This is a genomic window from Ihubacter massiliensis (assembly GCF_024125305.1).
In the GTDB taxonomy this organism is placed as follows: Bacteria; Bacillota; Clostridia; order Peptostreptococcales; family Anaerovoracaceae; genus Hominibacterium; species Hominibacterium faecale.
Window position 1 is genome coordinate 2,605,928 of sequence record NZ_JAMXVH010000001.1, and the last position, 20,430, is coordinate 2,626,357.

11 protein-coding genes, 1 pseudogene and 2 riboswitches are annotated in these 20,430 nt (G+C 48.7%); of the genes and pseudogenes, 10 read left to right on the plus strand and 2 right to left on the minus strand.

Annotated elements, in window-relative coordinates; genetic code table 11:
- Positions 1-48: 48 nt before the first annotated feature.
- From NIA71_RS12155 to NIA71_RS12180, 6 genes and pseudogenes are all read left to right on the plus strand, one after another.
- Positions 49-2,964 (plus strand): molybdopterin-dependent oxidoreductase, encoded by a 2,916-nt coding sequence (locus NIA71_RS12155; RefSeq protein WP_253020518.1) that lies wholly within the window; start codon positions 49-51, stop codon positions 2,962-2,964.
- A gap of 89 nt (positions 2,965-3,053) precedes the next feature.
- A complete protein-coding gene (locus NIA71_RS12160; protein ID WP_253020519.1) occupies positions 3,054-5,357 on the plus strand; it encodes a pyridine nucleotide-disulfide oxidoreductase/dicluster-binding protein in 2,304 nt (767 codons plus the stop codon).
- A complete protein-coding gene (locus NIA71_RS12165; RefSeq protein WP_148398463.1) occupies positions 5,326-5,520 on the plus strand; it encodes a DVU_1557 family redox protein in 195 nt (64 codons plus the stop codon). Before NIA71_RS12160 ends, NIA71_RS12165 begins: the two co-directional genes overlap by 32 nt.
- A 262-nt stretch (positions 5,521-5,782) precedes the next feature.
- Complete coding sequence (locus NIA71_RS12170) at positions 5,783-6,214, plus strand: MarR family winged helix-turn-helix transcriptional regulator (protein WP_253020520.1); 432 nt, start codon at positions 5,783-5,785, stop codon at positions 6,212-6,214.
- Complete coding sequence (locus NIA71_RS12175) at positions 6,207-7,622, plus strand: MDR family MFS transporter (protein WP_148398461.1); 1,416 nt, start codon at positions 6,207-6,209, stop codon at positions 7,620-7,622. The genes NIA71_RS12170 and NIA71_RS12175 overlap by 8 nt, the downstream gene beginning before the upstream one ends.
- Before the next feature lie 125 nt (positions 7,623-7,747).
- Positions 7,748-7,857, plus strand: a riboswitch (TPP riboswitch).
- Positions 7,858-7,894: 37 nt separating this feature from the next.
- A pseudogene (locus NIA71_RS12180) lies at positions 7,895-8,248 on the plus strand (phosphomethylpyrimidine synthase ThiC); the annotation flags it as partial.
- 151 nt (positions 8,249-8,399) lie between these two features.
- Here the strand turns inward: NIA71_RS12180 and NIA71_RS12185 are convergent.
- Positions 8,400-11,054, minus strand: coding sequence for a cation-translocating P-type ATPase (locus NIA71_RS12185; RefSeq protein ID WP_253020521.1), 2,655 nt, complete (start codon positions 11,052-11,054; stop codon positions 8,400-8,402).
- Positions 11,055-11,415: 361 nt separating this feature from the next.
- A riboswitch (TPP riboswitch) is annotated at positions 11,416-11,525 on the plus strand.
- 67 nt (positions 11,526-11,592) lie between these two features.
- Between NIA71_RS12185 and thiC the strand changes: the two genes are divergently transcribed.
- From thiC to thiD, 4 genes are read left to right on the plus strand one after another with little or no spacing between them, the layout of a single operon-like run.
- The gene (thiC, locus tag NIA71_RS12190) at positions 11,593-12,903 is read left to right on the plus strand and encodes a phosphomethylpyrimidine synthase ThiC (protein ID WP_148398459.1); all 1,311 of its coding nucleotides are present in this window, start codon (positions 11,593-11,595) and stop codon (positions 12,901-12,903) included.
- A 15-nt stretch (positions 12,904-12,918) separates the two neighbouring features.
- Positions 12,919-13,740 (plus strand): hydroxyethylthiazole kinase, encoded by an 822-nt coding sequence (gene thiM, locus NIA71_RS12195; protein WP_253020522.1) that lies wholly within the window; start codon positions 12,919-12,921, stop codon positions 13,738-13,740.
- On the plus strand, positions 13,727-14,368 hold the full coding sequence (gene thiE / locus NIA71_RS12200) for a thiamine phosphate synthase (RefSeq protein WP_148398455.1): 642 nt from the start codon (positions 13,727-13,729) through the stop codon (positions 14,366-14,368). The genes thiM and thiE overlap by 14 nt, the downstream gene beginning before the upstream one ends.
- On the plus strand, positions 14,365-15,144 hold the full coding sequence (thiD, locus tag NIA71_RS12205; protein WP_148398453.1) for a bifunctional hydroxymethylpyrimidine kinase/phosphomethylpyrimidine kinase: 780 nt from the start codon (positions 14,365-14,367) through the stop codon (positions 15,142-15,144). The genes thiE and thiD overlap by 4 nt, the downstream gene beginning before the upstream one ends.
- Before the next feature lie 456 nt (positions 15,145-15,600).
- Here thiD and NIA71_RS12210 read toward each other — a convergent pair whose 3' ends face one another.
- On the minus strand, positions 15,601-20,307 hold the full coding sequence (locus NIA71_RS12210; protein ID WP_253020523.1) for an LPXTG cell wall anchor domain-containing protein: 4,707 nt from the start codon (positions 20,305-20,307) through the stop codon (positions 15,601-15,603).
- Positions 20,308-20,430 lie beyond the last annotated feature (123 nt).

Genomic DNA, 20,430 nt, shown 5'->3' on the forward strand with positions numbered 1-20,430 from the left:
AAACGTTAAAGTATGTTCAATTGAAAAATTAATTGGAGGCAAATTATTATGAAATTGAGAAAAATGACGTTAAACATCAATGGTGCCGATCGAATGTTCATCTGTGATCCTGAAAAGGATACTCTGGCTGATGTTGTCAGACGTTTAGGGCTCACAGGTACAAAAGTTGGCTGCGGATCCGGCGTATGCGGTTCTTGTACCGTAATGCTGGACGGCAAACTAGTTCGTTCCTGTACGAAAAAGATCGCTAAGGTCGAAGAGTACAGCGAAGTAGTAACGATTGAAGGAATTGGAGCTCCCAGATATCTCCATCCGATTCAGGTAGCATTTATGCATGCCGGAGCCGTACAATGCGGATTCTGTACTCCAGGATTCATTGTATCGGCCTACGCGCTGCTTCAGGCTAACCCTGATCCGACCAGAGAAGAGGTAAGAGACTGGTTCCAGAAAAACAGAAACATCTGCCGCTGCACAGGCTATAAGCAGATCGTAGATGCTGTCATGAACGCTGCAAAGGTTATGAGAGGCGAATGCGCTCTGGAAGACATTATGGTAAAACTTCCGGAGAACAAAGAATATTACGGCCAGCCGCTGGTTCGTCCCGCTGCTCTGGCAAAGGTATGCGGACTTGCTGATTACGGCGACGACATTGAACTGAAGATGCCGGAGAACACGCTGCATGCCGTACTGGTACAGCCGAAAGTCGCCTTCCACGCAAAACTGAAAGCTATACATAAAGAAGAAGCAGAAAAAATGCCCGGCGTTTACAAGGTTGTTACAGCGGCCGATATCAAAGGCCCCAACAGACTTGGATTCATGCCGTTCACACCGAGAACTCTGGCTACCGGCCAGTCCCACCCAATCCTTGTTGAAGACAAGATCTTTAACTACGGTGATGTTGTAGCTCTGGTTGTAGCCGATACAAAGGCTCATGCCCAGGAAGCGGCAAAGAAAGTTACCATCGATTGGGAACAGCTGCCTGAATACAAGACTTATCTGGAAGCAGCTATGCCGGATGCCATGAGAATACATGACGATCATCCCAACGTATGGTCCGAACAGCCCAACGTTAAGGGCGCAGGACACGATACGCCGGAACTGATCGACGAGGCGCCTTATGTAGTAGAAGGTTCCTTCTATTCATCCAGAGAGCCCCATATGCCGATCGAAGGCGATACAGTACAGGCTTACTGGGGCGATGACGGCCTGCTGACCGTTCATTGCAAAGCGATGCAGATTTACTCCAACATCGGTGATATCGCAGAGGCGACCGGCCTTCCTGCAGAGAAGATCAGAGTCATCGAAAACCCGACAGGCGCTACCTTCGGCTGGGGTATCGCGGCAGCTACATATGCGATGGCAGCGATTGCCTGCATGGCATGCGACGATATGCCGGTAGCATTATCCATTACTTATCCTGAGTTCATGGCTCTGTCCGGAAAGCGCGCTCCGTCCTACACCAACGGAAGATTGGCCTGCGACAAGGACGGCAAGATCGTCGGAGCAGAATGGGATTGCGGTATGGACCACGGTTCCTACAACGAACTGGGCGACGACTTGATCACAAGACCGGCCAAGTTCATGTTCTTCCCATACAACATTCCCAACTGTCTGGGACTGACAAGAGTTGCCTGCACCAACCACAACTACGGAACTGCGTACAGAGGCTACGGATCACCACAGGCATACACAGCATCCGAGGCGCTGGTTGATATGATGGCTAAGAAGATTGGCATGGATCCGTTCGAATTCAGATATAAGAACATCGCAAGACCTGGAGATACCAACATCAACCAGTATCCTTTCCGTGAATACCCGATGGAAAAGATGATGGATATCTTAAAACCGATTTATGAGGAAGTAAAAGAAAGAGTTGCCAAAGAATCTACTCCTGAAAAGAAGAGAGGCGTAGGTATCGCATGGGGCGGATACAACGTAACAGAAGGTATCTTCGACCAGTGTACCGTTGCTCTGGAATTACTGCCCAACGGCAAATTTGCCAAATACGACACCTGGCAGGATCAGGGACAGGGCGGCGATGTAGGCGCTCTGGTTACCACTTTGGAAGCTCTCAAGCCTCTGGGTGTAACCCCTGACGACATCGTGCTGATTCAGAATGACTCCAAATTCTGTCCTGACTCCGGTGCTACCGCATCATCAAGACAGCATTACATGAACAGTAAAGCCGTTGTCATGGCTGCTGATGAACTGATGAACGCTATGAGAAAGCCGGACGGCACTTACAGAACCTATGATGAAATGGTTGCGGAAGGCATTCCGACCAAATATGAAACGCAGTACCAGAATCCGGAAGATATGACGCTGAAATATCTGGATCCGAATACAGGCGTAGGAAATCCGACTCCTGCCTTTACCTATGCTCTGCATATGGCAGAAGTTGAAGTTGACACCAAGACAGGCAAGGCTACTTGTATCGGTTACTGGTGTGTAGACGACGTTGGCGTTATCGGAAACATTGCTGCGGTTAACGGTCAGGCTTACGGCGGATTGTCCCACTGCATAGGCTTCGCTCTGACGGAAAATTATGAAGATGTCAAGAAGCACAGCAACATCGCCGGCGCAGGGATCCCGACTATCAAGGATATCCCGGACAACTTCAACCTGATCCATCACTGTACGCCGAGAAATACCAACCCGTTTGGTTCCTCCGGCGCATCCGAAGCATTCCAGTCCGCTGGACACATGGCTGTTATAAACGCCATCGACAATGCTTGCGGCGTAAGAATTTACGAAATCCCGGCTTACCCGGAAAAGATCAAGGAAGGTCTCGACAAGATCGCCAAGGGCGAAGAGGTTCTGCCTCCTAAGAAATACTTCCTGGGCTCGGATTTCTACGAAGAAATGGAATACATCAAGAACAATCCGATGGTTGACCTGTTCGAAGACATGTTCCCAGAGGATAAGAAGGAAGATTACGAGTCCATCACCAATATTCCAGACTAAACCACTTGATAAAAACAGCAAAACAATGATACAATCTTATCGGCTTAGGGGTAACCTTAAGCCGATACTTGTATGGAGAGATGATACTTATGAAGAGATATCTTAAAAACTTTGAAGACTGTATGGAAAAAGAAATTCCTTATTGCGTGGGCGACTGCCCCTTTGATATGGATATTCTAAATTTTATAGAAAAAACACGGCGGGGCGCTTTTAAAGCTGCCTTTAAGGTCTATCGCAACGCCACCGGCTTTCCCCGGATCGCCAATGCTCTTTGCGATGAACCCTGTAAAAAAGCCTGCCCGCGGAAAGACTGCGGGGGCGCCATTGAGCTGTCGCTTCTGGAAAAGGCAGCCATAGAATTTGCAAAAGACACCTCGGCTACCGACTATAACATCCCGATGAAAAAAGAGCGGGTCGCCATCGTCGGCGCCGGACTTGCGGGAATGGCAGCGCTTCTTCGCCTTTCTACGAAGAAGTATACGCTGGAGGTCTTTGAAAAGAGCGGCCGCATTGGCGGTCATCTGCACAATACCATGGATCCGAAAATTTTCATGAAGGATTTCAACGAGCAACTGGCTCATCAGGACTATGACATACATTTCAACACAGAGATCCAGGATCTTAGTGATCTGAAGGACGGAAACTTCGACGCTGTTTTTATCGCCACTGGAAAAAACGGCCCAGATTTTGGACTATTGAATGCCCGCAGTGCTTCCGGCGACCCCTTCTGTATGGAGCAGGGCGGAACCGGATATTTTGCAGGCGGCGAATTGATCGGCGATTCTCCCCTCCACGCTCTGTCCGGCGGCCTGGCTATGGGAACGGTCATTGACAATTACCTAAAAACCGGCAGCCTGTACTACCCCAGGGAAAGTAAGCGGACCCGCATGTGCCAGGGGCTGGTTCAAATTGAAGGCACATCGGAGGCTGTGGCTGCAGCCGATGGTCATTATACAAAGGAAGAGGCCATGGAGGAAGCAGCGCGCTGCGTGGAATGTCAGTGCCGGGCCTGCAAAGACCACTGCGATCTGTTGGAATTTTCCAGTAAGGGGCCGGTTCGTGTCAAGGATGAAATCATTGCCACCACTCTGGAGGGGAAGAGCGAACTGAAGGCCACTCCCGCCAGGAGGCTCATGTCCATGTGCAATCAATGTGGAATCTGTAAAGAAATCTGTCCGGAGGATATCGATCTGGACGGCCTTTTCCTGGCCGGGCGGCAGAAAATGCACAATCAGGGAAAAATGCCCTGGCCTTACCACGATTTCTGGCTTCGGGATATGGCGCAGGCTGACAGCGAAGAATCCAGTCTGGTCCGTCCACCCAAAGGCAGCAGCAAATGCGGGTATGCCCTATTCCCCGGTTGTCAGCTGGGCGCGTCGGAGCCGGAGCTGATCGTTAAAATTTACGATTCTCTGCTCAACCAGCATCCGGATACGGCCATGTTCCTCCGCTGCTGCGGAGTTCCCCAGCTTTGGGCCGGCGACCGGGCCAAATTCGACCTGGGCCTTGAGGAAATCAGAGACCAGTGGCGAAGTCTGGGAGAGCCGACCATGATTATGGGCTGTATGACCTGCCTGAAGCATTTTAAAGAATATCTTCCGGAAATACCGGTCATTTCTCTGTTTGAGATTTTGCAGGAATGGGAGATCAGCGGCGGCTGCTGCGAACAAACCTTTTGCGTCTTTGATCCCTGCTCCGCCCGCGGCGAAGCAGATGTCCGCCAGTCTGTACGGGATCTGGCCCAAGACATCGGCGTAACGCTGGAGCCTTTGCCGGACAACAATCAATACTACACTTGCTGCGGCTATGGCGGCCACGGAGCCATCGCCAATCCGGAGTATGCGGATTTTGTAGCCAAAAAGCGAATTGCTGAAAGCAAGACGCCTTACATCACCTATTGTATCAACTGCCGGGATATTTTCCTCAAGCAGGGCAAACCGGCCCATCATATTCTGGAGCTGCTCTTTGGCGAAGGCGACGGTCAGCAGCATCTGCCGACGGTGACCGAGCGTCAGGAAAACAGAAGGGTCCTCAAAAAGACACTTTTGGAATTTTTCTGGGAGGAAGAAATGGAAATCAAACAAACCGAGTACCCGATTACGGTGGAGATGTCCGAGGAAGTGAAGGCCAAACTGGATCAGGAACGGATCCTGGAAGAGCAGGTCCTCCACACCATCGATTTCTGCCAGCGTCATAACCGGACCATTTTCAACGAAGAAACCGGTACCTTGTCCGGCTACTGCGTGATCGGCTATATGACCTATTGGGTGGAGTACAAAGTGCTCAATGAGGCGGACGGCCGGTTCGAGCTGGTCAACGCGTACGCGCACAGAACAAAGATAGAATTGGAGGCGGTCTGGAATGGCATCAAACAAGACACTGATCTGCAATAAATGCAAATGCGGCCTTGCGGAAATCGATACCCAGTTTACTTATCTGGATAAAAAGTTCCGTCACAAGGTGCTGCGGTGCCCTCAGTGCGGCCAGGTCTTTATTCCTGAAGATTTGGCCAAGGGCAAAATGGCACAGCTGGAAAAGTCTTTGGAAGAAAAATAAAGCGGTTCCCTCACAAACGTTATACGTGCTTCACGCTCATCTTCACAAGGTGAAGTCTTTCGAAGTATTGGAAATGCCAAGTATTCGATATTTTCTATACGATAGCAAAAGCTGCCTCGTCCGATTGACCGGATCCGCCAGGCAGCTTTTTAATGCACTCAAAAAACAAATTTTGTTTGACAAAAGCAGTGCTTTGTTATTATAATAGTTAGGTACCTAATTAAATGGATTGTAAGTCGAAACAAGAAACGAGGGATTATTTTTGAAACCAAATGATAAGGAAATTATCGAGCTCTTTTTTTATGTGGCAAAACTAAGCAAACATATTACTGACAATGACCATCGTTACTATATTGGACAATGGCGCTGCATGCTGCTTTTAGATTATATTGGAACAATCAATCAAAAGAAGCTGTCGGATGCTTTAAAAATCCGACCCGCTTCCTTAAGTGAACTGCTCTCCAAATTGGAAAAAAAAGGGTATATCGCCCGAATACCCTCTCAGGAAGATAAACGGAGCTTTCTCATTTCATTGACTGAATCCGGTAACAAACAAATAGCGTACTATCGCAAAAAACGAGAAGAGTCGCTAAACAGCATGTTAACGGTTCTGTCTGAGGAAGAAAAAAATCAATTTTATAAAATTCTGCTGAAATTGCAAGACTATTATAACCGAGGGAATGGTCATGAGTAATCATACAATCCTTACAAACAAAAAACGCACGCTGATTTTTGTGGATATTTTAATAACATGCATTGCCTCTTCTATGCTTGCTACGGCCCTAACAACCGCCCTTCCTCCGATTATGGCCGACTTTCACATCAGTGTAACTACAGGCCAGTGGCTGACAAGCGGATACTCCTTGGCTATGGGAATTATGATGCCTTTGACAGCCTTTCTGATTACCAGATTTCCGACGAAAAGACTGTATTTACTGGGGATACTATTCTTTATTGCCGGTTTGACTTGTTGTGTGATTGCCCGCTGGTTTCCTATTATGATGTTGGGGAGGGTCCTCCAAGCCTGCGGAAACGGGATACTTCTGTCTATGTCACAGGTAATCCTTCTGACCATTTATCCGCCGGAGAAAAGGGGTACTATCATGGGCTTATATGGCCTGTCGATCGGTGCCGCACCAGTAATTTCACCTACGTTGGCGGGAATTTTAGTTGATTCTTTCGGATGGAGAATGATCTTTTACATCTCAATCGGTATTATGCTGATCTCTCTGATTTTTGCAATCGGCGTTTTTGATAATGTTCTTGCTACTATGAAGCGAAAATTTGATGGATTCTCCTTTGTTCTCAGCGCTTTGGCTTTTGGAGGCATTACTCTGGGGATTGGCAATATAGGCAGCCGCAGCCCTACAGCCGCGCAAACCTACATGCCGCTGGTCATTGGGATCATTTCCGCAGCCTTTTTTGTTTACCGGCAGCTTCATATAAAAGAGCCTTTTTTAGAGCTGAGGATTTTAAAACAGAAACAATATGCCTTAAGTGTATTGGGAAGTATGTTGCTCTATCTGGTAATGATGGGATCATCGATTATTATTCCCCTTTATGTGCAGTCGATTATGGGTTATTCCGTGACGACCTCCGGCCTAGTAACTCTGCCCGGTTCTCTAGTAATGGCTGCGATCAGTCCTTTTGCCGGCATCATTTATGACCGGATCGGCATGAAAAAGTTATTTGTGGCAGGAGCGTTTTGTATGCTGCTCAGCAATATTGGGATGTTCTTTATTACAAAGGAAATGTCTATTTGGATCGCATCTTTTTATAATATGATGCGATGCGCCGCAATCGGCTGTTTGATGATGCCTCTGGTTACTTGGGGGATCAGCGGTATTCAGCCGGAGCTGACAGCCCACGGGACAGCATTAGTAAACTCTTTGCGGACAATTTCCGGAGCCATCGGAACTGCTGTTTTTGTAGGAATAATGACCATGGTAACCAATCATTCGATCGATCGCTATGGAGAAAATGCCGCTATACATGGACTAAATATGACCTTTTTGGCAATGTCTGCGGCAACTCTTATTTTAGTTTTCATCGCTGCATTTTTAGTAAAAGGAGGCAGAGCCCACACGGAAATCATCTCATAAATGGGATCGATTCGTGTATAATGGATGAACTATCCGTCATAATGCGTCCAATCTTGTCAATATAAAATTTTACAGTAAACAGACAAACGGATTGGCATGCGCATATTGTCTGTATTATAATACAGACAATATTTCAGGGGAGCTTGTATAAGCAGGCTGAGAGGAAGTAATCGAACTTCGACCCTTCAAACCTGATTTGGGTAATGCCAACGTAGGAAGAAGCAAGATTATGTTTTCATTACGGAGAATACCAAAGTCAGGATTCTCCGTTAGAGTGGCTGGATATTGCCCGTATGCACGCAGAGGACGGCGTTGATTTTCTGACCATTCACTGCGGCATCAACAAAGAAACCGCGCATAAATTCAAACGCAATAAGAGGCTGACCAATATCGTGTCCCGAGGCGGCTCCATCATCTTTGCCTGGATGGAAATGACCGGCAAGGAGAATCCCTTTTATGAACGTTTTGATGAGCTTTTGGGCATTTGCAGGGAGTACGACATCACCCTGAGTCTGGGAGATGCCTGCAGACCCGGCTGCCTGGCAGACGGTGCCGATGCCAGCCAGATCGAGGAACTGATTGCCTTGGGCGAGCTGACCCTGCGTGACTGGGAAAAGGATGTGCAGAGATGTCCGAGGAAGTGAAGGCCAAGGGCAAAATTGCACAGCTGGAAAAGTCTTTGGAAGAAAAATAAGGCAGCGGGGCTGGGGCCCGCGCCTTTCACAAAATGGATCAAAACAAGGCACACCGCGCATGCGATGTGCCCTTTTTATGAATTTAACCTTTTTTCAAACGTTTTATCCCCTTTCCTGCTTCCACCTGTAAAATAGACAGCAGCGACAATCCAACGACTGCCAGCCACTGATCCCCGGTCAGCAGTGTGAGTTTGAAGGCATTTTGCAATACCGGAACAAAGAGAATCGCCAGCATAAAGGCCAAGGATACAGCGAAAGAAACGACCAGCCATGGATTGAGGCCTTCCGCCCTTACCCAGATAGGCTCGGTATTGGAACGCTGATTAAAGGCCCTCAGCATCTGAGAAAAGGCCAGCACGCAGAACGCCATTGTCTGGCCGGCCGTATGGCCGCCGCTATTTGCGCCGATCCAATAAGCAATCAGCGTCATCCCGGCCACAAAGATTCCCTGAATCACCACTCTGCGTACCAGATCCTTTTCAAACAATGTACCCGATTTCACCGGCTGGTGCTCCATGATATGTTTGCTGGCCGGATCCACGCCCAGAGCTAGAGCCGGAAGGGTCGCCGTAGCCAGATTTACCCAAAGGATATGGAGAGCCAGCAGCGGCGAATTCCAGTTGAACACGGTTGCTATGAAAAGCGCCAGAATCTCTGCGATATTTCCTACCAGCAAAAATTGAATGACCTTCTGGATATTCCGATATACGCGTCGTCCCTCCTTGATGGCATAAGCGATGGTAGTAAAGCTGTCGTCCAGAAGGATCATGTCCGATGCGTCCTTCGCCGCGTCGGTACCGGTCATTCCCATGGCTACGCCTATATCGGCCGCTTTCAGAGCCGGAGAATCGTTGACTCCATCGCCAGTCATAGCAGCAATTTCCCCGTTACGCTTCAGGGATTGGATGATACGCAGTTTATCTGCAGGTGATACACGGGCAAAGACGGAGGTGTTTTTTACTGCCTCATCCAGATCTTTATCTGTCATGGAATTGAGCTCTTCTCCGGAGAGAACCAGATCTCCGCTCCGGTAAATATCCAGCTCCCTGGCAATGGCCATGGCCGTCACCTTATGGTCACCGGTGATCATAATTGTTCGGATTCCCGCGCTGCGGCAGGTACGAACGGATTCCCTGACTTCCTGTCTCGGCGGGTCGATCATTCCTACGGCTCCCAGAAAGATCATATCAAATTCCAAGTCTTGGTCATCCTGCTCCGGGACATCATCAAGGGGCTTCTTGGCAAATCCCAGAACCCGTAGAGCTTTCTCCGACATGGATAAACAGAGTCCAGATACCTTTCTTCGATCCTCCTGGGTCATGGGGCGAACGCCCTGATCCGTCATGATGTGCGTACACAGGGGAAGCAGTTCATCCACCGCTCCTTTTGTATATGCGATTGTCTGACCTTCAATCCTATGCACGGTCGTCATACGTTTTCGATGAGAGTCAAAGGGCTGCTCATATAGCCGCGGGTATTGATCCTCCAGCGCTTCATGGCAGATGCCGAAGTCCTTAGCCAGATGGATCAACGCTCCCTCGGTCGGATCGCCGATAATGGCGCCTTCCCTGTCCGGGTCAATGCTGGCGTCATTGCAGAGGGCAGCCGCATAGACGATGTCCTTGTAAACCCTTGGATGCTGGTCAGCGGCGTCCTCCGCCAGCGTTGCAGCGCCCGTTTCAAAATCGCCGTTGGCAGCAATCTGTGTCACGGTCATTTTATTTAAAGTCAAAGTCCCCGTTTTATCGCTGCAAATCACACTTGCGCTTCCCAGCGTCTCAACGGCCGGAAGTTTTCGGACCAATGCGTTTTGCTTTGCCATTCTCTGAACACCCAGCGCCATTACAATGGTCGCCGTAGCAGGCAGGCCTTCCGGTATAATTGAGATCGCCAAAGAGACGGCCACCAGAAATTGAGGAATCAGGGGCCGGTGATAGATGGCACCGATGGCGAAAATCAGCACGCACACAATCAGTCCGATGATGGTCAGGGTTTTTCCCACCTTATTCAATTTTTGTTTCAGCGGCGTATCCAGTTCATCCTGATTTTCCAGCATTCGGGCAATCTGGCCCACTTCCGTGTCCATTCCCGCAGCCACGACTACTCCGGTTCCTCGTCCGTAGGTAACCATCGCCGAGGTATACACCATATTGGCGCGATCGCCCAGCGGACAATCCTCCGGCAGAACAGCATCCTCATCTTTTTCCGATGACAGGGACTCGCCGGTGAGGGCGGCTTCCTGGGCCTTGAGATTGGCTGAATCAATCAGTCTCATATCAGCCGGTACCAGATCGCCGTCGCTGAGAAAAACCACATCGCCTGTTACCAGCTCGGCAGCTGGAACAATACTTTCCTCGCCCTGGCGCAGTACCCGGGCAGTAGGCGAGCTCATGTTTCGCAGGGCCTCCAGCGACGACTGGGCTTTTTTCTCCTGTACGATACCAATCAATGCGTTGATCACGACGATGGAAAAAATGACGATGGCTTCGGTCCACTGCTCAAGAATCGCAGAAAATATGGCCGCACCGATGAGAATCAAAATCATCGGATCGACAATCTGCGCTTTCAGCATCTGACCAAAGCTTTTCGGGGGATTTGCGCGCAATTCATTGCGCCCGTTTTTGTTTAATCTCTGTAACGCCTCAGCATCGCTCAGACCTTCCTGTGAAGTATCGAACGTTTCAAATACCTGACAGATAGTTTGCGCGTGCCAAGGCTTCTGTTTGTGATGATCCATAAGGAAATATCACTCCTTTCATTAATAAAAAATAATTTATCTGATACGCCGTCCGGCGTTGATCAGCAGAAACACAAAAAGACACAGCCTGAACCGCCGTAAAACAGGCGCAGGTTATGCCTTTCTTTTCATATGAATGATTTTATTATTTTAGAAATGTAACATCGGTCAGCGTCGCTGCTATCGGTGTCGTCCATGGTGGTTCCTTTCTTCAAAATAGTTGAGCTTCATTATATGAAAAACGGCTACCTGCGTCAAGGCCCTTCTTGGAAAATTCACAATAGATTCACAATTCTTTTTTATTAATTAAAAAGCAGCGGCAAATGGATTGACAGCCCTCCTTTCTTATAATATAATACAGGAAATATTTCAGGGGAGCTTGTATAAGCAGGCTGAGAGGAAGTAATCGAACTTCGACCCTTCAAACCTGATTTGGGTAATGCCAACGTAGGAAGAAGCAAGATTATGTTTTCATTACGGAGAATACCAAAGTCAGGGTTCTCCGTTTTTTCTTGCCCTGAAAGGAAAGGAAGTTAATATGAAACATTACACGACGCAAATGGATGCCGCACGCAAGGGCATTCTCACCAGAGAAATGGAAATTGTCGCTGAAAAGGAGGGCATTCCCGCCGAGCAGCTGATGAAGCTGATGAGTGAGGGCAAGGCCATTATCCCCTGCAACAAGCGCCATAAAGCCATATCTCCCAGCGGATTGGGTTCTTCTCTGAAAACGAAGATTAATGTCAATCTGGGAACATCCCGGGATATGACCGACCTGGACATGGAATTAGCCAAAGTACAGAGCGCGGTGGACATGGGCGCAGAAGCGATCATGGACCTGAGTTCCTATGGGGATACCCGTAAGTTCCGCCGCCGCTTGACGGAAACGTGCCCGGCTATGATTGGAACGGTTCCCATTTACGATGCCGTGGTCTATTATCATAAGCCTCTCATTGAGATCACTACTGAAGAGTGGCTGGATATTGCCCGTATGCACGCAGAAGACGGCGTAGATTTTCTGACCATTCACTGCGGCATCAACAAAGAAACCGCGCATAAATTCAAGCGCAATAAGAGGCTGACCAATATCGTGTCCCGGGGCGGCTCCATCATCTTTGCCTGGATGGAAATGACCGGCAAGGAGAATCCCTTTTATGAACGTTTTGATGAGCTTTTGGACATTTGCAGGGAGTACGACATCACCCTAAGTCTGGGAGATGCCTGCAGGCCCGGCTGCCTGGCAGACGGTACTGATGCCAGCCAGATCGAGGAGCTGATTGCCTTGGGTGAGCTGACCCTGCGGGCCTGGGAAAAGGATGTACAGATCATGATCGAGGGACCCGGACACATGCCCCTGAACCAAATCGCGGCCAATATGGAAATCCAAAAAACATTGTGCCATGGCGCGCCCTTCTATGTGCTTGGGCCCATTGTCACCGACGTCGCTCCCGGCTATGACCACATCACTTCTGCCATCGGAGGCGCGCTGGCAGCTGCCAGCGGCGCGGCTTTCCTCTGTTACGTCACTCCTGCGGAGCACCTGCGGCTGCCCACCCTGGAGGATGTGAAAGAAGGAATCATTGCCGCCAGGATCGCCGCCCATTCTGCGGACATTGCCAAAGGGATCCCCGGGGCTATGGATTGGGACAACCAAATGAGCCAGGCGAGAAAAGATCTGGATTGGGACAAGATGTTCGACCTGGCCATCGATCCTGTCAAGGCCAAAGAATACCGGGCTTCCTCCTCTCCTGAAAAGGAGGACACCTGCACCATGTGCGGAAACTTCTGCGCAGTGAAAAATATGAACCGTATCCTGGATGGCGAACTTGTTTCCATCTTTGATGAATAGGAAAGGGGCTGCTTTATGCTAAAGGAACAATTGGAAAATGTACGCAGCCAAGCGCCGCTTGTACATAATATTACCAACTATGTAACCGTTAACGACTGCGCCAATATCCTGCTGGCCTGCGGCGGTTCGCCCATTATGGCCGACGATCCGGCGGAAGCCGCTGATATTACCTCCATCTGCGGCGGATTGAACATCAATATCGGAACCTTGAACCAATCCACCATTCCGGCTATGCTGGCAGCAGGCAAGAAAGCCAATCAATGCGGCCGCCCGGTGCTGCTGGATCCGGTGGGCGCGGGGGCTTCACCTCTGCGGACCCAAACGGCCGGACAGCTGCTGGATCAAGTCTCGTTTACTGCCATTCGCGGCAATGTATCTGAGATCAAAGCTCTGTCTCTGGGTTCTGCCACTACCAGGGGAGTTGACGCCGATTTGGCCGATGCCATCACCGAGGACAACCTGGATGAGTCTATCCGTTTTGCTCAGGATTTTTCTGCCCGGACCGGCGCTGTTATCGCCATCACCGGGGTCATTGATTTGGTCTGCGACCGGCAGCAAGCTTTCATTATCAGAAACGGTCATCCCATGTTGAGCCGGATCACCGGCAGCGGCTGTATGCTCTCTGCCATGATGGCGGCTTACCTGACCGCCAATCGGGATACGCCTCTTGCGGCGGCAGCGGCGGCCGTCTGCGCCATGGGTCTGTGCGGCGAAATCGCCTATTCCCATCTGAAAGAAGGAGAAGGCAGCGGTACATTTCGCAGCCGTCTCATCGATGCGGTATACTGCCTGAGCGGCGATGAGTTAGAAAGGGGTGCCAACTATGAAGTGCGATAAAAAAACCATGCTCCTGTATGCGGTAACCGACCGCTCCTGGACCGGCCGCCAAACGCTCTATGAGCAGGTGGAGGCGGCTCTCAAAGGCGGCGTCACTTGTGTGCAGCTGCGGGAAAAGGATCTGCCGGAGGATGCTTTTTTGGATGAAGCGGTAAAAATAAAAACCTTGTGCCATCAGTATCACGTTCCCTTTATTATCAACGATAATGCGCCGCTTGCCGTCAAATGCGGCGCTGACGGCGTTCATGTGGGTCAGCATGATATGCAGGCCGGCGCAGTTCGGGAATTGATCGGAGATGACCGGATCCTGGGCGTTTCCGCTCAGACTGTGGAGCAGGCCGTTCTGGCGGAAAAAAACGGCGCCGACTATCTGGGCGTGGGAGCTGTCTTTGATACTTCTACAAAAAAAGATGCCAATCCGGTCAGCCATGATACAGTAAAAGCTATTCGCCAGGCAGTTTCCATTCCCATCTGTGCCATCGGCGGCATCACCAGGGAAAATATTCGCAGGCTCTCGGGAACGGGAATCGACGGCGTGGCTGTGGTTTCGGCTATTTTTGCCAGCTCGGATATTAAACAGACTTGCAGAGATCTTCGCAGGCTGTCGCAGGAGATGATCGCAAAATGAAAAAAGTATTGACCATAGCCGGCTCCGATTGCAGCGGAGGAGCCGGTATTCAGGCAGATATTAAAACCATTACTGCTCACAAGATGTATGCCATGAGCGCGATCACATCGCTGACTGCACAAAATACCACCGGTGTCTACGGGATCATGGACGCTGACCCGCAGTTTGTCCGTCAGCAGCTGGATGCGATTTTTACCGATATCCTTCCCGACGCCGTAAAAATCGGCATGGTTTCCGCCGCCGGGATCATTGAGGCTATCAGCGAAAAGCTGGAAGAATATCAGGCGCAAAACATCGTTATTGACCCGGTCATGATCTCCACCAGCGGCAGCCGCCTTCTCTCAGAGGATGCGGTGGAAGTTCTGATCGCAAAGCTCCTTCCCCTTGGAACGCTGGTAACGCCCAACATTCCCGAAGCAGAGGTACTCTGTGGGTTTTCCATCGCAGGAAAACCGGATATGCTGAAGGCAGCGGCGCGCATTGCTGATGATCTGCATATGGCAGTTCTGATCAAAGGCGGCCACTTGCCGGGGACTGCCGCCGATCTCCTTTATGCAGAAGGAACAGCTTTCTGGTATGAAGAGGATCGGATCGACAATCCCAACACCCACGGCACCGGCTGTACTCTGTCTTCGGCTATCGCCTGTAATATGGCTGCCGGCCATTCTTTGAACAAAAGTGTGGAGCAGGCGAAAGCTTATCTTTCAGGCGCGCTGCGTGACGGCCTGGATCTGGGAAAAGGACCTGGTCCTCTCAATCACGTATATAAGCTGTAAAGGCTGCCAGGGGCAGCTTATTATGACAGTAGCGCCGCCATTTTGGTTTACCATAATGAAGCGTCCTGTTCTCGGAGGCTCGGGGTTCGGGGAAAGGGGCCGGGAGTCGAGGTCGGGTGCAAATCATCGCGATCTGTGTCTGGCAGCCTTCCCAGCGATGATTTTAGGCCTTTTTCGCTGCTAATCCACCTAAAAAGAGCAAGAAATTATCGCTTTTCTAGCTTTTTTTCTTTTCCCACGATGAAAATTCATCGCAAACTTAGACCAAAACAAGCTGGAGCGATCATTTTACTTTTCACCTTCTATTAATCCGGGCCCGAAGGGCCCGTTCCTTCAGCTCCAGAATGGCAGAGCAGCGCCTCCCCGAATGTTTCGTGTTTCCAATCGTTCACAAAATGGATCGAAAAAAAGGCTGTCGCACCAATGCGGCAGCCCCATTATTATCTACCGTATCTATTAAGAATTCTTCCGCCTTCTGCTGGTGATGAGTACGATTCCCATTGCAGTGAGCGCGATCAACATCCCCAGGATCAGCAGCGTCATGTTGCTGTCATCTCCGGTCTGAGTCGCTGTGCCTTTGGGGTTATCCGCATCATCACCATTTTTTGTTACATATTCTTCGGTCATCTGATTCTCCAGCTCGATCTCAGCCGCATCCACATCCAGCTTGATTTCTTCATCCAGCACATTGGTGAAGCCCAATTCCGCAGCTTCCAAATCCGTCAGAGCATTGCCGCTTTGATCGGTTTCGGCCAGATAGTAGATTCCATAAGCCAGATTTTCAAAGCTGACTTTAGCGGCAGTCTTGCCGTTCATCTCCAGGGCCTTGACATCAGTCACTCGTTCTTTGTGGGCCTGATCTGCAAAAAGCGCCACATAGAACACTTCGTTTGTCTCATATGCCTTTCCCTTGAAGGTGGTCGTCTTATTGATTGTAATCTGTCCACCGTAATAGAACTGTTCTTCATCGTGGAAGTCATTGGTGATCACCGCTTTTCCTTCCGTATTCGCTTCGGTCAGAGTAAAGGTGTTTTGATCGATGCTCATCTTGCAGCCCAGCTGCTCCTGGGCATTGGTAATCACCTTTCCCTCAGCATCGGTTTCCGCTACATAATAGGTTTGATTGATGCTCAAATCGGAGAAGGTCACTGTGGTACTGGATTTCCCATTCATAACCAGTGGTTTGATATCACCCACCTGCTGTGTGCAGTCCTCATCGGTATAAAGGCCTGCATAGAAAATGCTGTTGGTCTCAAAGTCCTTGCCATCCAGGGTCACCCGTTTTGTAACATCGATGGATCCCGCCCAGTAATACTGTGAGTAAAAGCTGTTGGTAATCTTGCTTTCAGCGGTCAGGTTGGCCGGGTCTAAAGTTACGACCTGGTTGTCATAGGCGATTGCCCATTGATCGCTGTTATCCTGGTCTGAATAGGCCGTTCCATCTTTGTCGGTTTCGGCAACGTAATAGGTTTCATTTACTTTTAAATTGTCGAAGGTTGCCGTGGAAGATTGGTTGCCGTTCATCTCCAGGGCCTTCACTTGGCTGACCCGATCCTTCAGATCGCTGTCGCTGAATAAAGCCGTATAGAAGGTTTCATAGCTGTTCACGCCAACACCGTCTTCTTTTACTTCCTTGGTTACCCGGATGCTGCCGGCCAGTGTATTGGTAATTTCATAAGTTCGATCCTGGCTGTTTACCGCTTCGCCGTCGATGGCCGCATCGCCGTTTCGTTCAATTTCAACTTTGTAGACCTTGCCTGAATCATAATATCCCTTGGGGACCTTGGTTTCTTTCAGATAATAGGTGCCCGGCTTCAGCCCCTTAAAGGTGAATATTCCATCCTTATTGCCGGTGACTGTCGTGCCGTCGCCTTTACACTCCTTGTCTGTGTAAAGGGTGAATTCCGCACCAGACAAAGCATTGCCTGTTTCACTCGCGATTTTCTTTAAATTAAAATTATACTTATCATTAAAGCGGTCGATGGTGGCGCCCATATTATAAGGATCGATTTTTTCCGGATCAAGCAGTGCCGTTCCTTTATCGCGGATCTGGAACACGGTCTCGCTGGAATCCAATGCATACCCATCTGGCGCAGCACTTTCTTTAAGGATATATTTTACCCCTGCTTCCAAATAGTAATCCTTGCCCTCACTGGTGAGGTTGGTCTTTCCGTTTGTATCCTGCCCAAAGACAGCAATTCCGTCTGCGCCTGTTACTTCTGTTCCCAAAAGATTTTTCTCGGATACTTGGTCTTTATAAAGCTGGAACTCCGCGCCCTGCAACGATTTTAACGAATTCGCACGATCGCGCTTATGCACATTGATGTTCAGCAAGCTTCCGCTGGCTCCAGCATCTGATGCCTGCTCCTTGATAAGCACCTTATCTGAAACATCACCTTCATCGATCTCTTTATTGACTGTTAGTTTTGCAGTGTTGGAGTATTCTATGGTTTCGCCAATTTCTCCCTGTATCGCTGCATTGTATTTAATCGTATACTTGTGTCCGTCCGCCTTTGGAATCCTAATCTCCAGCTTATTTTCTTTTCCGCTGGTATCGATTGCTACTGTATACTCGTCATTTTTCAGTTTCTCTGCGTCGTCTCGGATAATACTAATGGAATCCAAATCGATTGCCATTGTTTTACTATAGGTGTCCGCAATTACATAATCTTCTGGCTCCGCAGCCGAGTTGGAGTTGAGTAAAGCACCATTTGGATTTACCTGAATCGTAAATCCGGCTTTATACTGGTTTTTGCGCTCCGGCTGCGTTGTAATTTTCTTGGAAACAATATCATTGTTCACATCAAAGGAATTCTTTACCTCGAGCTTTTCTTCCCCATCAATCGATATCCATGCCGTATTTTTAAAGGTCTTGATCCCTGATGCTGTGAAAACGTCGCTTTTCACCTTGGTCTGGTACTTCAGGACATATTGTTTATTGTTATCCAGTTTTCCCAGGTTGAACCGGTAGGTGCAATTTTTCTTGTCGCTGGTATCTTTTGTTACTTTGATCGTTCGATTCATCGACGTGCCGTTCTCTGTCAGAACCACAGTATAATTGTCATCGAATTCTTGGTTATCGGAAAAAGTATCTTTTACAATTACATCCCCTTCCTCCATGGAAGCGTAATGGCCGTTAAATTTAACGTTCCAGAGAATTTTCCCATCCGCAAACTGTGCTTTAGCTTTAGAGCCGGTCATTTTCATATTGATGGAATAGTCTTCATAGTCAAAATCGCTCGCAGTTCCGGATGTGATGCGGGCATTGTTTCGACGAGCCCCGTTTTCCGTTCCAATCACCTTTGTATAGCCGGTAATGCGCACATCATACGCCTTGCCGGCTGCCGGAAGGAAAGATTTGCTCTTATCCGCTATATTTGTGTTAAAGTACAGGGTAAAGCCGTCTTTTATGCCTTCTTTGGAATGTTTCCCTTTTGTTGCATCGGACACTCCAGATGCCAGCTTAATATCTACACCAGAAAGATTTACTCCACTCGTTGCCTCTACATTGATCGTATTGTAAGCATCGCCTGTGGATGGTGTTTTCTTCACAACCTGCAGTCCTGTCGGAAACTCATGCTGCGGTCCAGTTTTATTCAAAATATAATCTTCAAAGATAAAATTCTTCAGGCCGGTGCTTGGTACACGAATCACACTGGTCCAGCGGATGTAAACGTTGCCTTCCGAATCTATCTTAAGATTGGAGCCTTTATCAGCCCCATACACAGTGCGGAACTTATGCTTGTAGAAACGATTTCCGGTCTTCTGATAAGCTTTGTCACCTGTATAAATGATATCTGAAGACATTCTCAGTGCTACTTTATTTTTAAAGCTCTCAGTAGCACCGTTCTGCGCTATTCCTGTCACTTCCGGAATATTCGTCTTGTAGGTAAAGGTATAGGTATTCTTTCCTGCATCTTTCGGGAAGGTGTAAGACCACTGGCTGTCGAGGCTGGAAACGTCTTTCCAGTCAAGTTTTGTCGCAGCCTCCTCGTTTTTCGCAATGGTGATGTTCGAGGATTTATCCAGAACCAATCCGCTCTCCATCGTGTCGGTAACTGTAACTCCACCCAGATCCAGATACTTGTCGGCGTTAATGACCACCGTCCAGGTCAGTTTCCCGTTCTGTTCGCTGTAGGTCTTATCAATTCTCTGAAAACGAATAGACGGCTGGTTATTAGCGGTCACTTTATCTGCATTATCCGCCTCTGCGGTCACAGTGTTTTTCGGGTTGAGATTATAGGAAGCATTCCGGTCCGCTGCAATACCAGCAAATGCCTTGTCTGTCACTTTTGCCGTATAGGCGATTGTATATACTTCTCCCGCTGCCATATCACCCACATTGATTTTCCAAGTAGCATCGCCGGCATCCAGAATGCTGTATGGAACAGCATTTCCTTTACTGTCTTTCACCGTCAGCGGTTTCCCCTGTGTGCCTCCTGTCATAGCCAATAATTCGCTCATGGTATCCGTCACGGTTACATTTTTTGCACCGTATTCGGCTTTTACCTTGATTGTGTAGCCCAGAGTGTTCTCTTCGTAATTATAACTGCCGCTTTCTTTGCTGATTTCAAGTTTTGTTTTCTCTTCCAGCTTAACTGTAATGGATACGCTGTCGCTGAAATTAATTTCCGCAGTAGAGCCGCCTTCCTGGACTTTTTGGCTGAAAGAGCCTTCAAAAGTCAGGTAGGCCTCTATGTTTCTATAGCGTTGAACATATTCATCATTAAGATCAACCATAATCAAGCCGCTCGCATTGATGCTGTAAGTACCGATTTTGTTTCCTGACGCAATCTCTTTGATTGGAAGATCTTTTACGGCCTCAAAGCCAGTTATCACATCTGTCGGAATCTGGTAGGTCATCACTCCATCATCCGGAAACTGCCGGGCATTCTTACCACTGGATATTTCGGAGAACATCAGCTTAACAGAAAAAGAATCGCTCGGTTTCATGCTATTTTCCGGATTATAAGCTTCTCCGCTCCCTGTCAGAATCTGACTGTCATATAAATAATCCTCTATTTTAGAAGAAACCTGTGCTTTGGAGGCGCTTTCTGCATCCCCGCTTTCAGCAAATACTGCCGCACTGCCGAACAATACGGAATTAATCATTGCAATGCATAATAATACAGCAACTGCAATCCTGCTTTTCCCTCTCTTCATCCTTTTCTCCTTCCATTTATGAATATCGTTCGTACGCATACTTTCTTAATATTTTTTTATTATATGCTTCGTCAGTTACCTTTCGGTTACATTTTAACTTTTCCACTAAAAAAATCAGGTTTT

Coding starts and splice junctions, on each gene's coding strand:
- NIA71_RS12155 (WP_253020518.1), top strand. CDS start 49: ATGAAATTGAGAAAAATGACGTTAAACATCAATGGTGCCGATCGAATG.
- NIA71_RS12160 (WP_253020519.1), top strand. CDS start 3,054: ATGAAGAGATATCTTAAAAACTTTGAAGACTGTATGGAAAAAGAAATT.
- NIA71_RS12165 (WP_148398463.1), top strand. CDS start 5,326: ATGGCATCAAACAAGACACTGATCTGCAATAAATGCAAATGCGGCCTT.
- NIA71_RS12175 (WP_148398461.1), top strand. CDS start 6,207: ATGAGTAATCATACAATCCTTACAAACAAAAAACGCACGCTGATTTTT.
- NIA71_RS12185 (WP_253020521.1), bottom strand. CDS start 11,054: ATGGATCATCACAAACAGAAGCCTTGGCACGCGCAAACTATCTGTCAG.
- thiC (WP_148398459.1), top strand. CDS start 11,593: ATGAAACATTACACGACGCAAATGGATGCCGCACGCAAGGGCATTCTC.
- thiM (WP_253020522.1), top strand. CDS start 12,919: ATGCTAAAGGAACAATTGGAAAATGTACGCAGCCAAGCGCCGCTTGTA.
- thiE (WP_148398455.1), top strand. CDS start 13,727: ATGAAGTGCGATAAAAAAACCATGCTCCTGTATGCGGTAACCGACCGC.
- thiD (WP_148398453.1), top strand. CDS start 14,365: ATGAAAAAAGTATTGACCATAGCCGGCTCCGATTGCAGCGGAGGAGCC.
- NIA71_RS12210 (WP_253020523.1), bottom strand. CDS start 20,307: ATGAAGAGAGGGAAAAGCAGGATTGCAGTTGCTGTATTATTATGCATT.